The organism is Neisseria sp. HMSC070F02, from assembly GCF_001814225.1.
In the GTDB taxonomy this organism is placed as follows: domain Bacteria; phylum Pseudomonadota; class Gammaproteobacteria; order Burkholderiales; family Neisseriaceae; genus Neisseria; species Neisseria meningitidis.
Map to the genome: position 1 here is coordinate 1 of NZ_KV815447.1, position 2,729 is coordinate 2,729.

At 32.9% G+C, this 2,729-nt stretch carries 2 protein-coding genes and 3 pseudogenes; 1 reads left to right on the forward strand and 4 read right to left on the reverse strand.

Going from position 1 to position 2,729, the window contains the following annotated elements; genetic code table 11:
• From HMPREF2959_RS07080 to HMPREF2959_RS07095, 4 genes and pseudogenes are all read right to left on the reverse strand, one after another.
• Positions 1 to 470: pseudogene (locus tag HMPREF2959_RS07080) on the reverse strand (calcium-binding protein); the annotation flags it as partial.
• 217 nt (positions 471 to 687) lie between these two features.
• Positions 688 to 1,407 carry a hypothetical protein gene (locus HMPREF2959_RS07085; protein ID WP_002220794.1) on the reverse strand — a complete coding sequence of 240 codons (720 nt, stop codon included), beginning with the start codon at positions 1,405 to 1,407 and terminating at the stop codon, positions 688 to 690.
• A gap of 94 nt (positions 1,408 to 1,501) precedes the next feature.
• Positions 1,502 to 1,627, reverse strand: a pseudogene (locus HMPREF2959_RS13515) (FrpA/C); the annotation flags it as partial.
• Between the two features lie 55 nt (positions 1,628 to 1,682).
• Complete coding sequence (locus HMPREF2959_RS07095; RefSeq protein ID WP_002213118.1) at positions 1,683 to 2,117, reverse strand: hypothetical protein; 435 nt, start codon at positions 2,115 to 2,117, stop codon at positions 1,683 to 1,685.
• A 336-nt stretch (positions 2,118 to 2,453) separates the two neighbouring features.
• On the opposite strand from HMPREF2959_RS07095, the pseudogene HMPREF2959_RS07100 reads away from it, so the two are divergent.
• Positions 2,454 to 2,729 (forward strand): annotated as a pseudogene (locus HMPREF2959_RS07100) (IS1595 family transposase); the annotation flags it as partial.

Below are 2,729 nucleotides of genomic sequence, written 5' to 3' on the forward strand. Positions count from 1 at the left end.
GTGTGATCAAATAAGCTGCCTGAAAAGCCTTTGGCAGCGACAGTTTCTATGCCGTCTCCGTCCAAATCTAGGGCGAGGGGGTCGTAGATGTGGTATTGGCCTGAACGGTTTCTGTCCAATTCTTTCCACAGATTCCAGCCGTCGGGCAGCCAGTCGTATACCCAACGAGACCAGTCTTCAAATAGCTCATACCCAAAACCTTTCCAGTTGTCAAAATTATAAAATTCCTCTGTAGATATCGTACCAGTATCTCCTGTGGCAATAGCCGTTGCTGCAATTATATCTCCAGCAATTGCTAATGGAATCCCCCAACTCTGCATATTTCCATTCTTCTCTATTAATGTACTTCCTAACCCTCCCAATGAATATAAATCCGCTAAAATATTTTGAAAACGGTTGATATTAACTTTACCATCTTTATGCTCCTGAATAGCTGAAGATATATTTCCAAAGAGACGGCTTGCAATCACAGAGGCATTTGTTCCGTTTACAATATGCGATGACGTACTACCTGGTGCAATATTACTAGCCAAATTACCAAATGCTAATAATGCACTATAACCAGCTTGTTTGTAATATTCATTACGTTTCGAGATATCTTTCTCATTTTTTGCAGAAACTAAATTAGCAACCATATTTCCAAATTCTGCTAACGCGGATGAGCGTGCGCTCATAAAATTACCAAAACTATTCCAACTCATTGAAGTAAGTCCTATATAAAAGCAAATTAAATTTTAAATATAAAATAATTAATACGATACAAACACTGTTTTCAATAAGAAAAAATGTTTTATACTTATCTAACAAGTACAAACTTTTGTTTCCATCATTAATTTCAAATATTACATTATCTATAAAATCTCCTTGAGGTTGATTATAAAAATAAATTTTAACAGGTTTTTTTGCAAATTTTATAAAATTGGCACATGGAGCATATGAATGAATACCACAAACCAAGCTTAATCTTATGGATTTATTTTTAACATCAGATGCAACTACATCAATATAAGGTGTTTCTCTAATTACCCTACCATATCTATGATTATCTTTTAATTTAGCATATCCATTTGAGTCATAAACATAATTATAACTATCATGTGGTTTTATCACCCCAGTAATCGAGGATATATTTTGTTCCTTTATTTGATGCTCAAATTTATAAAATTTTATATTTATCATACTAATATGAATTACCATCCATATAATAATAGAAATCGGCAACAAAAACAATAATTTGTTTTTTATGTTTTTTTCTAAAAATAATAAATTTACAGCAAGAAAGACGTTTGCAAAAAACAAAAACGCAAAAAAATCAAATAGAAAAACAAAATAACCAAACACTATATTAATTACTATCAAGGCTATATGTAAAACTATAAATACTAGTAAATAATTTTTATTTTTCATATGTCTCATTAAATAAAATATAGCTGGTATGATTTAGTGAATATCAATTTAGTGGCATAGAGTGTATACTCATCGTATTCACTCTCTCAGTCTTCAGGCTGCCTGAAAAGCCTTTGGCGGTGACTGTTTCTATGCCGTCGCCGTCCAAGTCTAGGGCGAGGGGATCGTAGACGTGGTATTTTCCATCACACGCAGAAAATTTTTTGCATTGTTTAGTATCACCACTACCAATCATTGTTACTCTCCTTGAGTTTAAGTCAAACAAAAAATGAAATTCAAATACTCTCTCTTAACTTATTGAGATCAATCATCAATATAAATAAAAAATATAAACTACCAGAATAACCAAAGCCACGAAAAATTTTTTCCAATATTTCACTATTTAAACAAAAAGCACCGCATACCCACGTTGATGATTCCGAAATAAAACACATCCATATTTCCATTACTGCCAACCATGACACTACTATCCTAATCAAAAATACTTTTTTATCTGCCCAAGCACTTTTTATATTTAACAATACAATATGATTTTGTAATTTAAAATCTAAGCTTTGCATTTTTCTAACCAGTGCAAACAAACAACCAAGCGCAATAAAAAAAGATTGGTAGGACTGGTAAAAAGGTAGAAATAGAATATTTAAGACCAATGGATAGATCCACATATACCTATTTGTTAAATTATTAATAAATTCTTTTTTGTTATCCATAAAATTTCCATAAAATATTGCGCTGATATTGCACTGAGTTTATTAGCAAACAACGTAAAGAAAATATTTATTATGATAAGTGTTTTTTAAGTTTCATTTTCAAATGATGGCGCGTAATAAAAAGTTTCACAAATCCGTTTTTCAGACTATCTAAGTATCTATTTTACAATCTATTTCAATAATCGTTATGTCTTAACAACTCTTCTTGGCATTATAGATGCTCACTCATATCATTTAATGATACTCTTGATTAATCTTTATGCGATTTAGCGAAATTAAAATTTCTCTTTTTTGTTTGAGGCTGTACTAGATTAGCAGATATGTTACCCCCGAAATATGAAGATAACACACTGCAAATTAAAGAAAAAAGTACAGAAAGAACTGCTCCATTTTTTTGTACTCGAAGTTACCGCCCGTTCTGCTGCCGATATTTTGGGTATCCATCCCAATTCGGCAGTCCTGTTCTACCGCAAAATCCGTATGGTCATCAGCCATTATCTGGCCTTGGCTGCCAATGAGGTTTTCGAGGGCTCTGTCGAGTTGGACGAAAGCTATTTCGGCGGACGGCGTAAAGGCAAACGTGGTCGCGGTGCGGCAGGAAAAGTGGTTGTC